2 protein-coding genes are annotated in these 553 nt (G+C 61.3%); both read right to left on the bottom strand.

The features are described from left to right. Positions 1-71 precede the first annotated feature (71 nt). A complete protein-coding gene (locus B7R22_RS18405; RefSeq protein ID WP_116413135.1) occupies positions 72-335 on the bottom strand; it encodes a single-stranded DNA-binding protein in 264 nt (87 codons plus the stop codon). A gap of 48 nt (positions 336-383) precedes the next feature. Beyond that, positions 384-553: IS3 family transposase (locus tag B7R22_RS18400; RefSeq protein WP_216363343.1), on the bottom strand; the 170-nt coding region annotated here is incomplete at its 5' end.

The following is a 553-nucleotide window of genomic DNA, read 5'->3' as shown; positions in this document are numbered from 1 at the left end:
AACAGCGCCGTGTCGACCTCCCCGCCCTGCTCGGAGACCAAGCACAGTAGCTGTGCACGAAGCCATGAGACTCACCGTCCACGAAGTGACGAGATCCAGTGTCCACGATGTCGCGAGATAACACACCGTCCGTCATCGTCACGGGTGACTTTCCGGACGGCGGCGACGGCGCGGCCAAGGTCCACGCCGATGGTGTCGGCGTCGATGACGCGGCCGTACGTTTTGGACCCGTCCGGGCCCCAGCTGCTGGTGTGTTCGCGGCCGATAACGATCACGGCGTCTCCTTTGTGCAGGGTTGCGGCGACGTTCTCACCGAGCTCGAACTTGGCTTCCACGAAGTGGGGTCTGCCCAGAGTTTGGTTGTCACTGGGGGTTGATGGTTTTCAGGCCGCGTTTGCGGTTGTGTAAATTGTCTCAAACTCGACGGGGGTGAGTTTGCCGAGGCCCCGTTGGCGGCGTCGGCGGTTGTATTTCGTTTCGATCCACACCACGATCGCGAGGCGGAGTTCCTCGCGAGTGTTCCAGCGCCGGGTGTTCAGAACGTTCTTTTGAA

It is taken from the genome of Subtercola boreus (genome assembly GCF_003399635.1).
Classification (GTDB): domain Bacteria; phylum Actinomycetota; class Actinomycetes; order Actinomycetales; family Microbacteriaceae; genus Subtercola; species Subtercola boreus_B.
This window is presented reverse-complemented; position numbering and strand designations above follow the sequence as displayed.